Raw genomic sequence first — 18,150 nt, forward strand, 5'->3', positions numbered from 1 at the left:
ACGTGCCGCGATCCTACCCCTACCTACCAAGCACTCGGTAGGTAGCAGTTCCACGTACCCGTAGACTCGCTCGGATGACACGAGAAGCCGGGGCCACCAGGACGCGGCGCCCGCCCGCGGAGCGCCGCGCGGAGATCCTGCGCATCGCCATGGAGACGTTCGCGGAGCGCGGCTACCAGAGCGCGTCCCTGGCCGAGATCTCGGCCCGTGTCGGGCTCACCCAGGCCGGCGTGCTGCACTACTTCTCGTCCAAGGCCGGGCTGCTCACCGGGGTGCTCGACCTGCGCGACTCGTCCGACATCGAGGAGCTCGGCAGCGAGCGCCCCCACGGCCTCGCGTTCCTGCGGCACCTCGTGGAGACCACGCGGCGCAACACCGAGCGCGAGGGGATCGTGCGGCTCTACACCGTGCTCGCGGCGGAGAGCGTGACCGCCGAGCACCCCGCGCAGGAGTACTTCCGCGACCGGTACCAGGGGCTGCTGGCCCTCGTGGTCGAGGCGCTGGAGGAGGCCCGGTCCCTGGGCGAGGTCGCCGACGACGTCGACACCGCGACGACCGCCCGCGTGATCGTGGCGACCATGGACGGCCTGCAGCTCCAGTGGCTGCTCGACCCGGGCTCGGTGGACATGACGCGGGCCACGGAGCTGGCGATCGTCCGGCTGATCGGGCGGGACCTCCCGCCGGTGGGCCAGACCTCCGGCGGGCCGGGAGCCTAGGCCGCCGGGTCCGCGTACGTCGTCGCCAGGTCCGCGACATCGCGGGCGTAGGACACCGAGCGGTTGTAGGCGCCCAGGGCGGCCTGCCAGCCGTCGTCGGTGGTGACGTCGTCGCCGCTCTCGCACAGGTACAGGGCCGCGGTGAGCACCGCGTCGTCGATCTGGTGCGGGTCGGTCCGGCCGTCGAGGTTGCCGTCCTGGGCGTAGTCGCCCCAGGTGGTGGGGATGAACTGCATGGGCCCGACGGCGCGGTCCCAGCGGACGTCGCCGTCGAGCTCGCCCTCGTCCGTGTCGAGGATCTCCATGACGCCCTCGCTGCCGTCCAGCGCGATGCCGATGATCGGCGGGCTCACCACCCCGTCGTCCTCCACGCCCGCGCCGAGGTAGCTGCCGTGGATCGACTCGACCGCGCCGATGCCCGCGAGCGTGTTCCACCCGATGCCGCACTGTGGCAGGGTCTCGGCCAGCCGCAGGGACGCGCCAGCGTACGCGGCCAGCGCGCGCCGCGGGATGCCGGTGCGCTCCGCGGTCTCGGCGAGCCAGCGCGGGTGGGCCAGCTCGGCGACCGGGACGGCCTCGGTCGCCTCCTCGGCGGACGTCGGAACCCGCTGCGCCGGCGCGGGCGGGTAGCCCCGGTCCATCGCCTCGGACCACGTCCGCTCGCCCGTGGCGCAGGCGGACAGCAGCAACGCGGCCGCGCAGGCGATGACCCCAGCTCGTGCTCTCACGGTGCTGACGGTACGTCGGCGTCACCCCGATCCGGAAAGCCGTGACAAGACCTCCCGCAAACGTGCGCTTTTCCGGCTCGCCGCGTCCGCCCCTTACTCCGCCGGACGCCGGCTGTGCACCACCAGGACCGGGCACGGGGCACCCCGCAGGACGGCGTCCGGCACGCTGCGCAGCATGCGCCCCAGCACCGTGGGGTGCCGGCGCCCGCCGACGACGACCAGGTCGCCCGGGGTGAGGTCCTCCAGCAGCACGCCCGCCGGGTCCCCGCGGCGGATCACCACCGAGCACGAGACCAGCGGGTACTTCTCCGACCACCGCGCCACCTGGTCGGCCAGGTCCTCCCGGGCCGCCTCGTGCCAGGACGCCGCCAGCGGGTCGGCCTGGTGCAGCGCCGAGCCCACCGGGTCGGTGCCCACCACGTGCAGCACCTCCAGGGGGCAGCCGCGGGCGGCCGCCTCGGCGAACGCGGTGCCCAGCACGTCGGGCTCGTCGTCCCGCTCCACGCCCACGCGGATGAGGCTCGGGTCGTCCGGCGTCGCCCCCGCGGGGACCACCACCACCGTCCCCGGGGACGACGCCGCCAGCGCCGACGACGTGGAACCCACCAGCACGCGGTCGAGCGCGTCCAGGCCGCGGCGGCCCACCACCACGAGGTCGCAGGTCCGCGACCGCTGGCTCAGCACGTGCGCGGGCGCGCCGGGCAGCACCACCACCTCGACCTCGCGGCCGCCCGGGCGGCGCCCGGCGAGCCGGTCGCGTGCTGCCTGCGCGGCGCGCCGGGCCTCGTCGCGGGTGTCCCGGACCGTGTCGCCGAACCCGGGCACGGGCGCGGGCGGCGTGGCGTGCGTCGCGACGACGGTCAGCCGCGCCTCGTGCACGTCGGCGGCCCGGGCCGCCCAGTCCAGCGCGCCCAGGCTGTCGCCCGAGCCGTCGACCCCGACGACGATGCCCCGGTACCAGGTGGTGCTGCTCATGGTGGTGCTCCTCACGAGTCGTGATCCAAGGATTACCACCAGCACAGCAGCCACCGCGCGGGGACGGCAGAGTCACCCGGCCCCGCCGCCCCAGGACCTAGGTCCCGCGTTCCGCCGCGCGCTACCGTGGCAGCGGGAGGTGCCGATGGACCCGACGAGCACTCCGCGCGACCGCACCGACGTGCTGCTGGAGGCGGTCCTCGGGGTGAGCCGCGGCCTCGACCTCGAGTCCGTGCTGCACCGCATCGTCGAGGCCGCCGTCGACCTCGTCGACGCCCGGTACGGCGCCCTCGGGCTGCTGGGCGCCGACAAGCGCATCCACCGGTTCCTCACCGTCGGCATGACCGAGGACGAGGTCGCCGCCGTCGGCCCGTACCCCACCGGCCGCGGCGTGCTCGGTGAGCTGATCCGGCACCCCACGCCGCTGCGCCTGCCCAACCTGTCCGCGCACGTCGCCTCCGTCGGCTTCCCCGCGCACCACCCGCCCATGCGCACCTTCGTGGGCGTACCGCTGCGGGTCCACGGCTCGCCGTTCGGCAACCTCTACCTCACCGACAAGCGCGGCGGGGGCGAGTTCACGGCCGAGGACGAACGCGTGCTGGAGGGGCTCGCGGCCGCCGCGAGCGTGGCGGTCGAGAACGCCCGCCTGTACGACGTCGCCCGGCTCCGGGAGCGCTGGGCGCGGGCGAACGACCGGATCTCGCGGCACGTGCTGGCCGGTTCCTCGCCCCACGACGTGCTGACGCTGATCGCCAGCGAGGCACGCGAGGTGGCGGACGCCGACGTGACGACGACGGCGGTGCCCGACCCGACGACGGGCCGCCTGGTGCTCCAGTCGGCCTCCGGGCTCGACACGGAGGCGCAGGTGGGGTCGGTGCTCGCGGCCGACGGCACGTTCGGCACCCTCACGTTCCGCACGGGCGTGCTGATGGTGACCGACGACGCGTCCGCCGACGAGCGCGCCAGCCTCTCGCTGGACCTGCCGGGGCCGCTGGGCCCGCTCGCCGTCTGGCCGCTCGGGCAGCCCGGCAGCGCCCGGGGCGTCCTGGCCGCGGGCCGGCTGCGGGGCCGGCCGCCGTTCTCGTCGGTCGTGGTCGAGGCCCTGGGCGCGTTCGCCGCGCAGGCCGCCGTCGCCCTGGAGCTGGCGGAGGGCCGCGCCGACGCCGAGCGGGTCGCCCTGCTGCGCGACCGGGAGCGGATCGCGCGCGACCTGCACGACCTGGCCATCCAGCGGCTGTACGCCACGGGGCTGCTGCTCCAGCGCGTGGCCCGCGGCACGGCCCCGGAGGTGGCCGACCAGCTCACCCGGGCCGTCGACGAGGTGGACGAGACCATCGCCCTGGTCCGCACCACGATCTACCGCCTGCAGTCCGGGGAGCCGTCCGACGGCGCGCACGCCCGCCGGGTGGGCCTGCGCTCCCGCGTGATCACGGAGGTGGACGCCACGGTGGCCGCGCTCGGGTTCACGGCCCGGCTGCGCTTCGAGGGCGCGGTCGACACCCTGGTCCCGCCCGACATCGCCGAGCACGTCGTCGCCGTCCTGCGCGAGGCGCTGTCGAACGTCGCCCGGCACGCGCACGCGTCGCGGGCCGAGGTGCGGCTCGCCGTGGGGGACGAGGTGGTGCTCACGGTGAGCGACGACGGCGTGGGCGTCCAGCCCGGCGTGCCGCGCAGCGGCCTGGTCAACCTCGCCCGGCGCGCCGCCGAGTCGGGCGGCACGCTCACGGTCACGCAGGTGAACCCGGAGGCCGTGCAGACCGGCACCCGCCTGGAGTGGCGGGTGCCGCTGCCCGCGGACGAGTCGCTGGAGCCCTGACGCCGTCAGGGGTGCTGGCGCTTGTCCTGCTCCAGCCGGTCCGCGAGGACGGCGGCCTGGGCCCTCCGCTCCAGGCCCAGCTTGGCGAAGATGCTGGAGACGTAGTTCTTGACGGTCTTCTCGGCCAGGAACAGCTCGGCGCCGATCTGCCGGTTGGTCAGGCCGTGCCCGATCAGCCCGAGGATGCGCCGCTCCTGGTCGGTGAGCTGCGCGAGCGGGTCGGGCGCGTGCTGGGCCTCCGTGCGCAGCCGCTCCATGACGCGCGCCGTGGCACGCGGGTCGAGCATGGAGCCCCCCGCCGCGACGGTCAGCACGGCCTTGACCAGGTCGGTGCCGCGCACCTGCTTGAGCACGTAGCCCGCGGCGCCGGCGAGGATCGCGTCGTAGAGGGCCTCGTCGTCGGCGAACGACGTGAGCATGAGGCAGGCGAGGTCCGGCATGCGCGAGCGCAGGTCCCGGCAGACGGTCACGCCGTCGCCGTCGGGCAGCCGCACGTCCAGGACCACGACGTCGGGCTCGGCGGCGGGCACCCGGGCCAGCGCCTCGCGCGCCGTGCCGGCCTCGCCGACGACGCTCACCCCCGGCTCGGACTCCAGCAGGTCGGCCACGCCGCGGCGCACCACCTCGTGATCGTCCACGAGGAAGACACGCACGTCCATGTGCCCCACCGTAGCCGTGGTGCCCGCCCCGGTCACCGGGGCGGGCACCACGGGTGCTGTCGTCACCGCAGGGCGGGGAAGCGCCGCACCATGCGGCGCTGCGACCACCACCTGCCGAGACCTGCGGTGTCACCGGCCAGGAAGGCGGCCAGGCCGATCAGCACGACCGCGTTGATCAGGTGGTCGTCCACGAACGGGTTCACGGCCAGCGGCAGCGACGCCATCCACATCAGCAGCAGGAGCAGCGCGCCGGCCCCGGCGGCGATCCGCATGCCGATGCCGAGGGCGAGCGCCAGCCCGATGCAGAGCAGCCCGAGCATGAACAGCCAGTCGACGACCGGGTTGCCCGCCATCGGGTTGAAGAAGCCGGCGAAGGTGCCCTGGACGCTGCCGAGGTAGCCCTCGGTCGGGGACCCGCCCCTGATCCAGGCGGCGTCGGACGGGGTGGACAGGCCCCACCCGAAGAGCTTGTCGCCGAACGCCCACAGGAACTCGAACGCGATCAGCAGCCGGACGCCCGCGAAGGCGTACCGGGCGACGGCCTCGCTCGCGACGTGCGTGGTCTCGGCGGTGGCTTCCCGTGCTGCGCCCGACCCGTGCGCCCACTCGGCGGGGTTGTGGCTGACGGAGCTCATGATGTCCTCCCGGTGGATGCGCCGGACCTCTTCCGGCGCCCGGTTCCACCCTCCCGCGACGGATTGCCACGCGGCAGAGTCGGGGGCCCCGTCCGGACGGGACCTTGGTCCCGTCCTCCGAGGTCAGGCCGTCATCGGGCGCGGTTGGCCGCCAGGATCTCCTCCTGGTACGGGGCCACCACGGAGCCCGAGACGCGGCAGTCCAGCAGGAGGAAGGGGCGCTCGGCGACCGGGGTCGCGGCCCACGTCCCCACGCGGTCCAGGTCGGCCAGCGAACGCACGACGACGCCGTCGGCGCCGACCGCCCCGGCGAGCGCCGCGAAGTCCGCCTCGGGGATCAGCATCGGTTCCTCGGTGATGCCCTGCCGCCCGTAGACGTGCACCTCCGCGCCGTACGCGGCGTCGTTCCAGACGACGGCGAGGCCGCGGCCGCCCGCGGTGCGCACGGCGGTCTCCAGGTCGGCCAGGGCCATGAGCCCGCCGCCGTCGCCGGTGGTGAGCACGACGGCGGCGTCGGGCCGGGCCGCGGCCGCGCCCGCGACGCTCGGGAAGCCGAGCCCGATGGACTGGTAGGCGGTGCCCACCATGACCATGCGGTCGGGGGCGGCGACGGGCCAGTACATGTTGGCCCAGCCGATGAAGTGGCCGCCGTCGGAGACGACGACGCGGTCGGCGGGCAGCAGGCCCGCCAGTCGGTGCGCGACGCTGCGCGGGTCGAGGCGCCCGTCGGGCGCGAGGCCGTCGGCCGGGCCGGTCTCGTAGGCGCGGGACGCGGCGACGTCGACGGTCTCGCGCCAGCCGGAGGGCTTGGCCCGCAGGGCGTGCAGCTCGTCGACGAGGGCGCGGGCCACGAGGGCGGCGTCGCCGCGGACGAACCCGCCGACGTGCCGGTGCGTGGCGGCGGGCGCGATGTCGACCTGGACCACGCGGGTGCCGGGCGCGAACAGCTCGCCGAACCGCATCGTGAACTGGTTCAGGGACGCGCCGAGCACGACGGCGACGTCGGCCTGCCGCACCAGCTCCATGGCGCCGTGCGCGCCGAAGCCGCCCGCGACGCCGAGGTCGTACCGGCCGTCGGGGAAGACGCCGCGGCCGAGCGCCGTGGTGGTGGTCAGGGCGCCGGTGGCCTCGGCGAGCTCGCCGAGCGCGGGTCCGGCCCCGGCGAGCCAGGCGCCGCGGCCCGCGAGCAGCAGCGGCCGCTCGGCCTCGGAGAGGTGGCGGGCCAGGTCGGTGATGGCGGCGGCGTCGAAGGGCCCGGCCGGGGCGAGCGGCTGCGGCAGCACGGGCTCGGGCGCGTCGGGGATCGGCCCCGCGTCGAGCGCCGCGACGTCGTAGGGGATCGCGAGCACCACGGGCACCCGGTAGGTCAGGGAGTGCTCGATGGCGATCACGCTGGTGGCGGCGGCGTCCGCGCGGCCCACCGTATAGGTGCGCGCGCCGACGGCGGCCGCCAGGGCGATCTGGTCGACGTCCCAGGGGCGCGGGCCCGACGTCGGCTCGTCGCCCGTCAGGAGCACCAGCGGCACGCGGGCCTGCGCGGCCTCGGCGAGCGCCGTGAGCGCGTTGGTGAAGCCCGCGCCGTAGGTGGCGGTGGCGGCGGCGATGCGGCCCGACGCGCGGAAGTGGGCGTCGGCGGCCACGACGCCGCCGGCCTCGTGGCGCACGGCGGTGAACCGGGCGGTGGTCGAGCGCTCCAGGGCGTCGAGGAACCAGGCGTTGCCGTTCCCCATCACGCCGAAGACGTGGTCGACGTGGCGGGCGACGGTACGGGCGACATGGGCGGACACGGTGGGCACTGGGCCTCCAGGGAAACAGTGACGGATGAGTGGTGCGGTCCGTATGTGTCCCGGGCGGGCCCGGCCAGGAGCCCGTCGCGCGCCCCTTTTTCGAGCGCAGGCGGTGGCATCCGCCTCGACACGGCACACATTACCCCTGCCGGAGCAGTGCTTTACCCCTGCCCGAGCAGCGCTCTCGCGAAGAAGGCGGCCAGGTCCGCGGTGGCGGCCAGGGGAAGCACGGCGGCCACGTACTGGTCCGGCCGCACGACGACGACGGCGCCCCCGCGGTCGATGCCGCGCAGGTCGAAGATGTCCTGGCCCGGGTCGGTCGCGTAGACCTTCTCGTAGTCGACCAGGCCGAACGGGCCGACCCGCGGCCGGAACACCTCGGGGACGTCCGCGAACTCCACGCCGAAGTGGTCCTGCTGGTAGACGACCTTGACGTCGAGCACGGCGTCCGGGTCGCCACCCGACGGCGTGTGCCGCAGCAGGGGCGAGTCCGGCGCGGTGCCCAGCCACTGCGCCCAGTCGCGCAGGGCCGAGGGTTCACCGGGCGCGGCGGCGTCGGCGAAGGCGTAGACGCGCCACCGCCCGTCGGCCCGGGCGTGGTGGCCCAGGTGCGCCGGGTTGCCCTCGGCGACGCGCTCGACGGGCGCCGACTTGAACCGCTTGCCGACCGGGAAGCCCGCCGCGAGCCCCTGGTGCGCGGCGTCGGACACGATCATGGACGGCTGGTACTGCGTCATGAACCCGCACGGGAACTCGGCGGTCTTGACGTAGAAGTCCTCGAGATACGTCGGGTCGGGCAGGTCCTCCGGGGGCGTCGCCATGAGGCGCGACCACTCGCGGTCGAAGTCGATGAGGTCCTGCGCCACGACGTGCCGCTCGGCCGAGTAGGTGGCGAGCAGCGCCTCGGGCGCCCGGCCGGTGAGCACGTGCGCCAGCTTCCAGGCGATGTTCCAGCCGTCCTGCATGGAGACGTTCATGCCCTGCCCGGCCTTGGCGCTGTGTGTGTGGCAGGCGTCGCCGGTGAGGAACACGCGGGGCGTGCGGGTGCCGGTCAGGCCGGCCGGCACGTCGTCGAACCCGTCGGTGACCCGGTGGCCCACCTCGTAGACGCTGTGCCAGGGCACGTCCTTCACGTCCAGCGTGTAGGGGTGGATGATCCGGTTGGCGCGGGCGATGACCTCGTCGAGCGACGTCGCGCGGACGCGGGCGCTCTCGCCGGGCGGCACCTCGCCGAGGTCCACGTACCAGCGGGCCAGGTACCCGCCCTCGCGGGGGATGAGCAGGATGGAGCCGCCGTCGTGCGACTGGATGGCGCACTTGGTGCGCACGTCCGGGAAGTCGGTGACGGCCAGGACGTCCATCACGCCCCAGGCGTGGTTGGCCTTGTCGCCGACGGCGGTGCGGCCGATGGCCTGCCGGACGGCGGAGTGCGCGCCGTCGGCCCCGATGACGTACCGGGCGCGGACGGTGCGATTGGTGCCCTCCTGCGGTCCGGCGGTGTGCCGCAGCGTGACGGTGACGGGTTCGCCGGGCCGTTCGGGGACGGTGAGGCCGGTGACCTCCAGGCCGTAGTCGGGGGTCACGCGCGCGGGTGCCCGGGCCGCGACCTCGGCGAAGTAGTCGAGCACGCGGGCCTGGTTGACGATCAGGTGGGGGAACTCGCTGATCCCGTCGGAGTCGTCGGGCGGCACGGCGGCGCGCGCGATGTTCCGGGGGTCGGCGGGGTCCGGCTTCCAGAACGCCATCTCGGTGATCCGGTAGGCCTCCGCGGTGATCCGCTCCGCGAACCCGAACGCCTGGAACGTCTCGACGCTGCGCGCCTGGATGCCGTCGGCCTGGCCCATCTCCAGGCGCCCGGCCCGCCGCTCCACGAGGTGCGTGCGGATGCCGGGGAACTGGGCGAGCTGCGCCGCCGCGATCATGCCGGCGGGGCCGCTGCCCACGATGAGCACGTCGACGTCGTCCGGCAGCTCGGCGGGGCGGTCCAGCCCGTACCCGGCGGCCGGCTGCACGCGGGGGTCGCCCGACACGTAGCCGTGGTGGTGGAACTGCATCGTTCGTCCGTTCTGCCCGTGGTCGGCGACGTTGCCGGGCCCAGCTCGACCATATACGATCTGTGATACGAAGCACCAGAGAGCAAGGGAGCTCATGGCCATCGAAGGCAAGCCCGGCAAGGTCGTCGCCGTCCACCTCGCCTACGCCTCCCGCGCCGACCAGCGCGGACGGCGGCCCGCCGCGCCGTCGTACTTCCTCAAGCCGGCCAGCTCGCTCGGCGTGAGCGGCGGCGTGGTCGAGCGGCCCGCGGGCACCGAGCTGCTGGCCTTCGAGGGCGAGATCGCGCTGGTGATCGGCGAGCCGGCGCGGCACGTGACCGTCGAGGAGGCGTGGGGGCACGTCGCCGCCGTGACTGCGGCCAACGACCTGGGCGTCTACGACCTGCGCTGGGCCGACAAGGGCTCCAACGTGCGCTCCAAGGGCCGCGACGGGTACACGCCGCTCGGGCCCGAGGTGATCGACGCGCGGACGGTGGATCCGGCGGCGCTGCGGCTGCGCACCTGGGTCAACGGGGAGCTGGTGCAGGACGACACCACCGGCCCGGACGCCCTGCTCTTCCCGTTCGCGCAGATCGTGGCCGACCTCTCCCAGCACCTCACGCTGGAGCGCGGCGACGTGATCCTGACGGGCACGCCCGCCGGGTCCAGCGTCGTGGTGCCCGGCGACGTGGTCGAGGTCGAGGTCGACGCCCCGACGGCGCCCGGCGCGCCGACGTCGGGCCGCCTGGTCACCACGGTGGTGCAGGGCGAGGTGCCGTTTACCGACGTCGGCGCGGGGCCCCGGGTCGATGACGCGCAGCGGGCCGACGCCTGGGGGAGCGCGGAGGCCGCGGGGCTGGAGCCCGCGCCGGAGCCGTTCGTGCTCACCGAGGAGCTGGCGGGTCTGTTGCGCCGGGCCCCCGTCGCCGGGCTCTCGGCCCAGCTCCGCAAGCGCGGCCTGGACCACGCGATCATCGAGGGCGTGCGGCCCAACGTGCCGGACGCCACGATCGTCGGCCGCGCCCGCACGCTGCGGTTCGTGCCGTACCGCGCCGACCTGTTCGCCACGCACGGCGGCGGGTACAACGCGCAGAAGCGCGCCTTCGACACCGTCGGCCCCGGCGAGGTGATCGTCATCGAGGCGCGCGGCGAGACCGGCTCGGCCACGCTCGGCGACGTCCTCGCGCTGCGCGCGCAGGTACGCGGCGCGGCGGGCGTGGTCACCGACGGCGGCGTGCGCGACTTCGCCGCGGTTGCCGAGACCGGGCTACCGGTGTTCAGCAAGGGCCCGCACCCCGCGGTGCTCGGCCGCCGGCACGTGCCCTGGGACACCGACGTCGCCGTGGCCTGCGGCGGCGCCACCGTGCTGCCAGGCGACGTGATCGTGGGCGACACGGACGGCGTCGTCGTCATCCCGCCGCACCTGGTCGCCGAGGTCGCCGCGGCGACCGTCGCGCAGGAGGAGCAGGACGCCTGGGTGGCGCAGCAGGTCGCCGCCGGCCACCCCATCGACGGGCTGTTCCCGCCGGACGCCACCTGGCGGGCGCGCTACGAGGAATGGCGGGCCTCCCGATGACGCTCGACGGCGGGGCCGGCTCGGCCGTCGAGGCCGCCTTCGCGGGCGAGATCAGCAAGTCCCAGGTGGCCTACACCTTCCTGCGGGAGCGGATCGCGCGCCGCGACCTCGGGCCGGGCTACCGGCTCGTGCTGCGCAGCATCGCCGACGAGCTCGACATGAGCGTCGTCCCCGTGCGCGAGGCCATCCGGCGCCTGGAGGCCGAGGGACTGGTCACCTTCGAGCGCAACGTCGGGGCGCGCGTCGCCATGATCGACGAGCGGGGGTACGTCGAGGCCATGCAGGCCCTCGGCGTGGTCGAGGGCGCCGCGACCGGCCTCTCGGCGCCTGCCATCTCGGCAGCGGACCTCGCCCGGGCCGCCGAGGTGAACGACCGGCTGCGCTCGCTGCTGGACCACTTCGACCCGCACGCGTTCACCGCCCTGAACCGGCAGTTCCACTCGGTGCTGTTCGAGTCGTGCCCCAACGGGCTGCTGCTCGACATGGTGCACCGCGGCTGGGCCCAGCTCTCCGGGCTGCGGGACTCGACGTTCGCGTTCGTGCCCGGGCGTGCGCACGACTCCGTGGCCGAGCACGCCCACATCCTCGACCTCATCCGCGACCAGGCGGACCCGCTCGAGATCGAGATCGCCGCGCGCGACCACCGCTGGGCGACCATGCAGGCCTTCCTCGACTCGCGAACCCCGGAGACACCGTGACCGACCAGCCCATCCGCCACGTTCCCGCCGACCTGCCCGACCGCATCCGGCACTACATCGGCGGCAAGCTTGTCGACTCGGCCGACGGCGGCATGTTCGACGTGCTCGACCCCGTCTCCAACGAGGTGTACGTGCGGGCCGCGGCCGGGCAGGCGGCCGACGTCGACCGCGCCGTGGCCGCCGCCCGCACCGCGTTCACTGACGGGCCGTGGCCGCGGATGGCGCCGCGCGAGCGCTCCCGGGTGCTGCACCGCATCGCCGACCTCGTCGAGTCCCGCGACGCGCGGCTGGCCGAGCTGGAGAGCTTCGACTCCGGCCTGCCCATCACGCAGGCGCTGGGCCAGGCCCGGCGGGCCGCGGAGAACTTCCGGTTCTTCGCCGACCTGGTCGTGGCCCAGACGGACGACGCGTTCAAGGTGCCCGGCCGCCAGCTCAACTACGTCAACCGCAAGCCGATCGGCGTCGCGGGCCTCATCACGCCCTGGAACACGCCGTTCATGCTGGAGTCGTGGAAGCTCGGCCCCGCGCTCGCGACCGGCAACACCGTGGTGCTCAAGCCCGCCGAGTTCACGCCCCTGTCGGCGTCCCTGTGGGCCGGGATCTTCGAGGAGGCCGGGCTGCCCGAGGGCGTGTTCAACCTGGTCAACGGCCTGGGCGAGGAGGCGGGCGACGCGCTGGTCAAGCACCCGGACGTACCCCTGATCTCGTTCACGGGGGAGAGCCGCACCGGCGAGACGATCTTCGCCAACGCCGCCCCGTACCTCAAGGGCCTCTCCATGGAGCTGGGCGGCAAGTCGCCCGCCGTCGTCTTCGCCGACGCCGACCTGGACGCCGCGATCGACGCGACGATCTTCGGCGTCTTCTCGCTCAACGGCGAGCGCTGCACCGCGGGCAGCCGCATCCTCGTGGAGCGCGCCGTCTACGACGAGTTCGTCGAGCGGTACGCCGCCCAGGCCCGGCGCGTGGTGGTGGGCGACCCGCACGACCCGGCCACCGAGGTCGGCGCGCTGGTGCACCCCGAGCACTACGCCAAGGTCATGAGCTACGTCGAGATCGGCAAGGGCGAGGGCCGCCTCGTGGCGGGCGGCGGCCGGCCCGAGGGCTTCCCGACCGGGAACTACGTGGCGCCCACCGTCTTCGCGGACGTGCCGCCGTCGGCCCGGATCTTCCAGGAGGAGATCTTCGGCCCCGTCGTCGCGATCACGCCGTTCGACACCGACGAGGAGGCGCTCGCGCTGGCCAACGGCGTGCGGTACGGGCTGGCCGCCTACGTGTGGACCAACGACCTGCGGCGCGCGCACACGTTCAGCCAGTCCGTCGAGGCGGGCATGGTCTGGCTCAACTCGAACAACGTGCGCGACCTGCGCACGCCGTTCGGCGGTGTCAAGGCCTCCGGCCTGGGCCACGAGGGCGGCTACCGCTCCATCGACTTCTACACGCACCAGCAGGCCGTGCACGTCACGCTCGGCGCGGCGCACCACCCCACGTTCGGCAAGGGAGCCTGACGCGATGACGCACATCCCCACCCCGTTGGCGCCCCCGCCGGACATCCTGCGGTGCGCGTACATGGAGCTCGTGGTCACCGACCTGGCCGCCTCCCGGAACTTCTACGTGGACGTGCTCGGCCTGATCGTCACGGAAGAGGACTCCGAGGCGGTGTACCTGCGGACCATCGAGGAGTTCATCCACCACAACCTGGTGCTGCGCCGGGGTCCGGTGGCCGCCGTCGCCGCCTTCTCCTACCGGGTGCGCAGCCCGCAGGAGCTCGACCGGGCCGTCGCCTTCTACACGGAGCTCGGCTGCGAGGTCCGCCGCGAGCCCGAGGGCTTCACCCGGGGCATCGGGGACTCGGTGCGCGTGGTCGACCCGCTCGGGTTCCCGTACGAGTTCTTCTACGACGTGCAGCACGTCGAGCGGCTCGCGTGGCGCTACGACCTGCACACGCCCGGCGCGCTGGTGCGCCTGGACCACTTCAACCAGGTCACCCCGGACGTGCCGCGCGCGGTGAAGTTCATGGAGGACCTCGGCTTCCGCGTCACCGAGGACATCCAGGACGCCGAGGGCACCACCTACGCCGCCTGGCTGCGCCGCAAGCCCACCGTGCACGACACCGCGATGACCGGCGGGGACGGCCCGCGCATGCACCACGTCGCGTTCGCCACCCACGAGAAGCACAACATCATCGCGATCTGCGACAAGCTCGGCGCCCTGCGCCTGAGCGACCGCATCGAGCGCGGCCCGGGCCGGCACGGCGTCTCCAACGCGTTCTACCTGTACCTGCGCGACCCCGACGGACACCGCGTGGAGATCTACACGCAGGACTACTGGACGGGCGACCCCGACAACCCCGTGGTCACCTGGGACGTGCACGACAACCAGCGCCGCGACTGGTGGGGCAACCCCGTGGTGCCGTCCTGGTACACCGAGGCCTCGCCCGTCCTGGACCTCGACGGCGTCCCGCAGCCCGTCGTCGCGCGCACCGACACCTCCGAGATGGCCGTGACCATCGGCGCGGACGGGTTCTCCTACACGCGCCCGGAGGACGACACCGACGAGCTGCCGTCGTGGAAGCAGGGCGAGTACAAGCTGGGGCACCAGCTGTGACGGGGCAGGCGGACGGCGCGGCGGCCGAGGGCCGCACGCTCGACGACACGACGGTCACCGCCATCGCCGACGAGCTGGCCCGCGCCGAGGCCGACCGCGCCACGGTGCCGCTGCTCACCGCGCGGTACCCGGGCATGACCATCGAGGACTCCTACGCCGTGCAGAACACGTGGCGCCGGCGCGGCATCGAGGCCGGACGGCGCCCGGTGGGCCGCAAGATCGGCCTCACCTCCAAGGTCATGCAGGCCGCCACCGGCATCACCGAGCCCGACTACGGCGCGATCTTCGCCGACATGGTCCACGAGAACGGGTCGGTGATCGAGCACGCCCGGTTCTCGAACGTGCGGGTCGAGGTCGAGCTCGCCTTCGTGCTGAACGAGCGCGTGGCCGGGCCCGACGCCACGGTGTTCGACGTGCTGCGGGCCACCGAGTACGTGGTGCCCGCCCTGGAGATCCTGTCCTCCCGGGTCGAGCTGGCGGGGCGCACCATCGTCGACACCATCAGCGACAACGCCGCGATGGGCGGCATGGTCTACGGCGGCAACCCCGTGAAGGTGGGGGAGACCGACCTGCGCTGGGTCGCGGCCCTGCTCTACCGCAACGAGGTCATCGAGGAGTCGGGCGTCGCCGCCGCCGTGCTCAACCACCCCGCGGCCGGCGTCGCCTGGCTCGCCAACAAGCTCGCCCGGCACGGCGACGCGCTGGAGCCCGGGGAGATCATCCTGGCCGGGTCGTTCACGCGGCCCCTGTGGGTCGAGCCGGGGGACACCGTGCTGGCAGACTACCGAGAGCTGGGGACCGTCTCGTGCCGATTCGTCTGACCCTCCCGCCCACGTTCCGCGACCGCATCGAGGCCGCGGGCCGGCCGTTGGCCGGCATGTGGGTGTGCACCGGCAGCCCTGTGGTGGCCGAGATCTGCGCCGGCGGCGGCCTCGACTGGCTCCTGATCGACGGCGAGCACTCGCCGATCGGGCTGGAGACCACCACGGCCCTGCTCCAGGCGGTCGCTCCGTACCCCGTCACCCCGGTGGTCCGCGCGCCGTCGGGCGACCCCGTGGTGCTCAAGCAGCTCCTCGACCTCGGCGCCCAAAACGTTTTGGTGCCCATGGTCGACACGGCCGACCAGGCCCACGACGCCGTCCGCGCCGTGCGCTACCCGCCGCGCGGCATCCGCGGCGTCGGCAGCGCCCTGTCCCGCGGCGCCCGCTGGAACCGCGTCCCGGACTACCTGGCCGACGCCGACCGGCACGTCTCCCTGTTCGTCCAGGTCGAGTCCGTCACCGGCGTCGAGAACGCCGCCCGGATCGCCGGCGTCGACGGCGTGGACGGCGTCTTCGTCGGCCCCTCCGACCTCGCCGCGTCCATGGGCCTGCTCGGGCAGCAGACCCACCCCGCCGTCACCGCCGCCGTGCACCGCACCTTCGAGGTCGTCCGCGAGGTGGGCAAACCCGTCGGCGTCAACGCCTTCGACCCCGCCGTCGCCCAGGCCTACCTCGACGCCGGGGCGTCCTTCGTGCTCGTCGGCGCCGACGTCGCGCTGCTCGCCCGGGGCGCGGAGGCGCTCGCGGACCGCTGGACGGCCGACCCTCCGGCGGGCACCGCCGGGTAGCGTTCGGTCCATGCGTCTGGGCGTCCTCGACATCGGTTCCAACACGGGCCACCTGCTGGTGGTCGACGCCCACGGCGGCGCGGCGCCGCTGCCCGCGTCGTCGTACAAGCAGCCGCTGCGGCTGGCCGAGCACCTGGACGACGACGGCGCCGTCGGGCCGGCAGGCGTGGACGCCCTCGTGGAGTTCACGGCCCAGGCCGTGCGGGTCGCGGAGGAGCGGGGCTGCGCGGAGACGCTGGCGTTCGCGACGTCCGCCGTCCGGGAGTCGGTGAACGCCGAGGCGGTGCTGGCGGCCGTGCAGGAGCGCACCGGGGTGCAGCTGGAGGTGCTCAGCGGCGCGGACGAGGCCCGGCTCACGTTCCTCGCGGTGCGCCGGTGGTTCGGCTGGTCGGCCGGGCGGCTGGCCGTGTTCGACATCGGCGGCGGGTCCCTGGAGATCGCCGGGGGCGCGGACGAGGCGCCCGACGCCGCCTGGTCGCTCCCGCTCGGGGCCGCGCGCCTGGCCCGCAGCCACTTCGGCATCCCGCGCGACGGCGCCGGGCCGGACGCCGAGGCGCTGCACGCCCTGCGCCGGGACCTGCGGGCCGACATCGCCCGGAACGCCGGGAGCCTGCTGCGCGGCGGGCGCCCCGACCGCGCGGCCGCGACGTCCAAGACCTTCCGGTCGCTCGCCCGGATCTGCGGCGCCGCGCCCGCCGCGGACGGGCCGCTGGTGCCGCGGGCGCTGCGGCTCGACGACCTGCGCGAGCGGATGGACGAGCTGGTCCGCACGGCCCCCGCGGACCTGGCGGAGCTGCCCGGCGTCTCGCCGAGCCGTGCCCACCAGATCGTGCCCGGCGCGTTGGTGGCCGAGGCCTGCATGGACGTCTTCGACCTGCCCGAGCTGGAGATCTGCCCCTGGGCGCTGCGCGAGGGCGTGATCCTGGAGCGGCTCGACCAGATGCCGCACCTCACCGTCGCCTGACGTGGTCGCGGCCGGCCTCGCGGTCGGCCCGGTCAGGCGCAGGCGGATACTGGCCGTATGCCCCTCGTCACGAGTCCCGTCGAACGCCTGCGTGCCCGGGTGGGCGACGCCCTGTTCACGAAGGTGGCCGGGCCCCAGGGGTTCGAGGCGCGCGACCGCATCCACCTCACGCCCGGGCCGCGCTGGTTCCCGCCCGGCAGCCCGATCCGCCGGGTGCACGCCGACTCCGCGACGTTCGCGGGCGGGCTGCGGGCCCTGCTGCTCCAGTCGCTGCACCCGCTGGCGATGGCGGGCGTCGCGGGCCACTCCGGCTACCGCGGCGACCCGTGGGGGCGGCTGGCCCGCACCTCCACCTTCCTGGCGACGACGACGTTCGCCACCGCGGACCACGCCCAGGAGATGGTCGACCGGGTGCGCGCCGTGCACGACCGGGTGCGGGGCCGGGCCCCCGACGGCCGCCCGTACCGCGCGAGCGACCCGCACCTGCTGACCTGGGTGCACGTCGCGGAGGCGGACTCGTTCCTGGCGGCCCACCAGCGCTACGGCGAGCGGCCGCTCAGCCCCGCCGAGGCCGACGAGTACGTGGCCCAGTCCGGCCGGGTCGCCCGCGCGCTCGGGGCCGAGGTGGTCCCCGAGTCGGTCGCCGAGCTGGGGGAGTGCCTGCGCTCGTACCGGGACGAGCTGGCGGCCACGCCCGAGGCGCTCGACACCGCGCACTTCCTGCTGCGGGAGCCGCCGCTGCCCCCGGTCGCCCGCGGGCCGTACCGCCTGCTGGCGGCGGGTTCCGTGGCGCTGCTGCCGGTCTGGGCGCGCACGGAGCTGGACGTCGAGACCTGGTTCAGCCGGAACCTCGGCGGCCCTGCCGGGGCCGTGGCCGTCCGGGGCGTGCGGTGGGGACTCGGGTCCGCCGGAGGCCGGGAACGCTGGGCCTCAGTAGCCTGAAACCATGGCCAGCGACCCCGACGTCCCCGACGCCTTCGACGTGTACACGGTCGTGGTCCTGAGGCGTCCGCGGAACGCGCCCGCCATCAGCGACGACGCCCTCATCGACCTCCAGGCGCGGCACCTCGCCTACCGCGCCGACCTGCGGCGGCAGGGCCTGCTCGTCGTGAACGGGCCGTTCGACCTGCGCAGCGACCCGTCGTACCGCGGGATGTCGATCTTCGCGTGCGACCCCGACGAGGCCGCCCGGCTGTCCGACGCCGACCCCTCCGTCGCGGCGGGCCGCCTCGCCTACGACGTGCTGGAGTGGTGGGTCGCCCCCGGCTCGCTCGCCTTCCCGCACGCCGCGGCGCCGGTGGGCGAACGGCGCGAGATGCCCGACGACGACTGAGCACCGCACCGCTGGTC

General features: G+C 74.7%; 17 protein-coding genes. 11 read left to right on the forward strand and 6 right to left on the reverse strand.

Annotation, left to right across the window (positions count from 1 at the left end; translation table 11 throughout):
- Positions 1 to 74: 74 nt before the first annotated feature.
- Entirely contained in the window at positions 75 to 716 is a 642-nt protein-coding gene (locus FHX71_RS06100) for a TetR family transcriptional regulator (RefSeq protein WP_182614882.1), read from the forward strand.
- On the opposite strand, the gene FHX71_RS06105 is transcribed toward FHX71_RS06100, so the two are convergent.
- Entirely contained in the window at positions 713 to 1,444 is a 732-nt protein-coding gene (locus FHX71_RS06105; protein WP_312876940.1) for a lytic transglycosylase domain-containing protein, read from the reverse strand. The two genes, FHX71_RS06100 and FHX71_RS06105, sit on opposite strands and share 4 nt — an antisense overlap.
- 93 nt (positions 1,445 to 1,537) lie before the next feature.
- The gene (locus tag FHX71_RS06110) at positions 1,538 to 2,419 is read right to left on the reverse strand and encodes a universal stress protein (RefSeq protein WP_182614883.1); all 882 of its coding nucleotides are present in this window, start codon (positions 2,417 to 2,419) and stop codon (positions 1,538 to 1,540) included.
- A 145-nt stretch (positions 2,420 to 2,564) separates the two neighbouring features.
- Between FHX71_RS06110 and FHX71_RS06115 the strand changes: the two genes are divergently transcribed.
- The gene (locus tag FHX71_RS06115; protein WP_182614884.1) at positions 2,565 to 4,235 is read left to right on the forward strand and encodes a sensor histidine kinase; all 1,671 of its coding nucleotides are present in this window, start codon (positions 2,565 to 2,567) and stop codon (positions 4,233 to 4,235) included.
- A gap of 5 nt (positions 4,236 to 4,240) precedes the next feature.
- Here FHX71_RS06115 and FHX71_RS06120 read toward each other — a convergent pair whose 3' ends face one another.
- The 4 genes from FHX71_RS06120 to FHX71_RS06135 all read right to left on the reverse strand — a co-directional run bounded on the left by FHX71_RS06120 (position 4,241) and on the right by FHX71_RS06135 (position 9,370).
- Complete coding sequence (locus tag FHX71_RS06120; RefSeq protein ID WP_182614885.1) at positions 4,241 to 4,894, reverse strand: response regulator; 654 nt, start codon at positions 4,892 to 4,894, stop codon at positions 4,241 to 4,243.
- A gap of 62 nt (positions 4,895 to 4,956) precedes the next feature.
- Complete coding sequence (locus tag FHX71_RS06125) at positions 4,957 to 5,529, reverse strand: hypothetical protein (protein ID WP_182614886.1); 573 nt, start codon at positions 5,527 to 5,529, stop codon at positions 4,957 to 4,959.
- Between the two features lie 131 nt (positions 5,530 to 5,660).
- Entirely contained in the window at positions 5,661 to 7,325 is a 1,665-nt protein-coding gene (locus FHX71_RS06130) for a thiamine pyrophosphate-binding protein (protein WP_182614887.1), read from the reverse strand.
- Between the two features lie 152 nt (positions 7,326 to 7,477).
- Positions 7,478 to 9,370 carry an FAD-binding monooxygenase gene (locus FHX71_RS06135; RefSeq protein ID WP_182614888.1) on the reverse strand — a complete coding sequence of 631 codons (1,893 nt, stop codon included), beginning with the start codon at positions 9,368 to 9,370 and terminating at the stop codon, positions 7,478 to 7,480.
- 94 nt (positions 9,371 to 9,464) lie between these two features.
- On the opposite strand from FHX71_RS06135, the gene FHX71_RS06140 reads away from it, so the two are divergent.
- From FHX71_RS06140 to FHX71_RS06180, 9 genes are read left to right on the forward strand one after another with little or no spacing between them, the layout of a single operon-like run.
- On the forward strand, positions 9,465 to 10,925 hold the full coding sequence (locus FHX71_RS06140) for a fumarylacetoacetate hydrolase family protein (protein ID WP_182614889.1): 1,461 nt from the start codon (positions 9,465 to 9,467) through the stop codon (positions 10,923 to 10,925).
- Positions 10,922 to 11,623 carry a GntR family transcriptional regulator gene (locus tag FHX71_RS06145; protein ID WP_182618509.1) on the forward strand — a complete coding sequence of 234 codons (702 nt, stop codon included), beginning with the start codon at positions 10,922 to 10,924 and terminating at the stop codon, positions 11,621 to 11,623. Before FHX71_RS06140 ends, FHX71_RS06145 begins: the two co-directional genes overlap by 4 nt.
- A complete protein-coding gene (hpaE, locus tag FHX71_RS06150) occupies positions 11,620 to 13,128 on the forward strand; it encodes a 5-carboxymethyl-2-hydroxymuconate semialdehyde dehydrogenase (protein WP_182614890.1) in 1,509 nt (502 codons plus the stop codon). Before FHX71_RS06145 ends, hpaE begins: the two co-directional genes overlap by 4 nt.
- 4 nt (positions 13,129 to 13,132) lie before the next feature.
- Positions 13,133 to 14,227 carry a 3,4-dihydroxyphenylacetate 2,3-dioxygenase gene (gene hpaD / locus FHX71_RS06155; RefSeq protein ID WP_182614891.1) on the forward strand — a complete coding sequence of 365 codons (1,095 nt, stop codon included), beginning with the start codon at positions 13,133 to 13,135 and terminating at the stop codon, positions 14,225 to 14,227.
- Positions 14,224 to 15,048 (forward strand): 2-oxo-hept-4-ene-1,7-dioate hydratase, encoded by an 825-nt coding sequence (gene hpaH, locus FHX71_RS06160; RefSeq protein WP_182614892.1) that lies wholly within the window; start codon positions 14,224 to 14,226, stop codon positions 15,046 to 15,048. The genes hpaD and hpaH overlap by 4 nt, the downstream gene beginning before the upstream one ends.
- Positions 15,033 to 15,836 (forward strand): HpcH/HpaI aldolase family protein, encoded by an 804-nt coding sequence (locus FHX71_RS06165; protein WP_182614893.1) that lies wholly within the window; start codon positions 15,033 to 15,035, stop codon positions 15,834 to 15,836. The genes hpaH and FHX71_RS06165 overlap by 16 nt, the downstream gene beginning before the upstream one ends.
- 10 nt (positions 15,837 to 15,846) lie before the next feature.
- A complete protein-coding gene (locus FHX71_RS06170) occupies positions 15,847 to 16,800 on the forward strand; it encodes a Ppx/GppA family phosphatase (RefSeq protein ID WP_182614894.1) in 954 nt (317 codons plus the stop codon).
- A 57-nt stretch (positions 16,801 to 16,857) separates the two neighbouring features.
- Positions 16,858 to 17,742, forward strand: coding sequence for an oxygenase MpaB family protein (locus FHX71_RS06175; RefSeq protein WP_220489522.1), 885 nt, complete (start codon positions 16,858 to 16,860; stop codon positions 17,740 to 17,742).
- 4 nt (positions 17,743 to 17,746) lie between these two features.
- Positions 17,747 to 18,133, forward strand: a complete 387-nt coding sequence (locus tag FHX71_RS06180; protein WP_182614895.1) for a YciI family protein — start codon at positions 17,747 to 17,749, stop codon at positions 18,131 to 18,133.
- Positions 18,134 to 18,150 lie beyond the last annotated feature (17 nt).

This window comes from Promicromonospora sukumoe (assembly GCF_014137995.1).
Taxonomy (GTDB): Bacteria; Actinomycetota; Actinomycetes; order Actinomycetales; family Cellulomonadaceae; genus Promicromonospora; species Promicromonospora sukumoe.

Coding starts and splice junctions, on each gene's coding strand:
- FHX71_RS06115 (WP_182614884.1), top strand. CDS start 2,565: ATGGACCCGACGAGCACTCCGCGCGACCGCACCGACGTGCTGCTGGAG.
- FHX71_RS06170 (WP_182614894.1), top strand. CDS start 15,847: ATGCGTCTGGGCGTCCTCGACATCGGTTCCAACACGGGCCACCTGCTG.
- FHX71_RS06140 (WP_182614889.1), top strand. CDS start 9,465: ATGGCCATCGAAGGCAAGCCCGGCAAGGTCGTCGCCGTCCACCTCGCC.
- FHX71_RS06100 (WP_182614882.1), top strand. CDS start 75: ATGACACGAGAAGCCGGGGCCACCAGGACGCGGCGCCCGCCCGCGGAG.
- FHX71_RS06110 (WP_182614883.1), bottom strand. CDS start 2,419: ATGAGCAGCACCACCTGGTACCGGGGCATCGTCGTCGGGGTCGACGGC.
- FHX71_RS06180 (WP_182614895.1), top strand. CDS start 17,747: ATGGCCAGCGACCCCGACGTCCCCGACGCCTTCGACGTGTACACGGTC.
- FHX71_RS06135 (WP_182614888.1), bottom strand. CDS start 9,370: ATGCAGTTCCACCACCACGGCTACGTGTCGGGCGACCCCCGCGTGCAG.
- FHX71_RS06145 (WP_182618509.1), top strand. CDS start 10,922: ATGACGCTCGACGGCGGGGCCGGCTCGGCCGTCGAGGCCGCCTTCGCG.
- hpaD (WP_182614891.1), top strand. CDS start 13,133: ATGACGCACATCCCCACCCCGTTGGCGCCCCCGCCGGACATCCTGCGG.
- FHX71_RS06125 (WP_182614886.1), bottom strand. CDS start 5,529: ATGAGCTCCGTCAGCCACAACCCCGCCGAGTGGGCGCACGGGTCGGGC.
- FHX71_RS06175 (WP_220489522.1), top strand. CDS start 16,858: ATGCCCCTCGTCACGAGTCCCGTCGAACGCCTGCGTGCCCGGGTGGGC.
- FHX71_RS06120 (WP_182614885.1), bottom strand. CDS start 4,894: ATGGACGTGCGTGTCTTCCTCGTGGACGATCACGAGGTGGTGCGCCGC.